General features: G+C 56.9%; 1 protein-coding gene. It reads right to left on the bottom strand.

All coding sequences use genetic code 11. The annotated features are described in order from the left end of the window. Positions 1 to 52: 52 nt before the first annotated feature. Positions 53 to 487: RCC1-like domain-containing protein (locus PZA18_RS24185; RefSeq protein WP_284103448.1), on the bottom strand; the 435-nt coding region annotated here is incomplete at its 5' end.

Raw genomic sequence — 487 nt, 5'->3', positions numbered from 1 at the left:
TCCTGCAGCCACCCCTTGGGCCCCTGATATCGCGGGCAGTCCGCTCGCTATGTCATTGCACGGTATAAACCGTTTGATATTGCTGGCGTGACAGCATTTCGTCAGCGGTACGGCCGTAGCCAACGATCACCTGGGTCCCACCCAGCCCAGACACATCCAGAGCAGGTGACAAGACGGGCAGCAAGTACTCACGATCTGTGCTGAAGGTCTGATGACTTGGTATGTCCTGGCTCGATAGCAACCGATATTGCCCGTTATCACTGATCAGCCATTTACCATCCGGTAAAATGACAGCCAGATAGAGGTTAAGCGGCACGCCCCTGTCGGCCTGGCTGGGCACGACGTTCACTGCCAGACTGAGGTTTTTGAGTGGACCTTGTGGTTTGGTCTCAAAGCGATACTCATCCAGACCAGGTAGACGGACAGGGGCTGGATCGGGATGGTGGCGCCCAAGGCCGAGCTGACCGAAATCGTCGCTACCCCAGGT

Origin of the sequence: Parachitinimonas caeni (assembly GCF_030129945.1) — a bacterium.
Taxonomy (GTDB): Bacteria; Pseudomonadota; Gammaproteobacteria; order Burkholderiales; family Chitinimonadaceae; genus Parachitinimonas; species Parachitinimonas caeni.
This window is presented reverse-complemented; position numbering and strand designations above follow the sequence as displayed.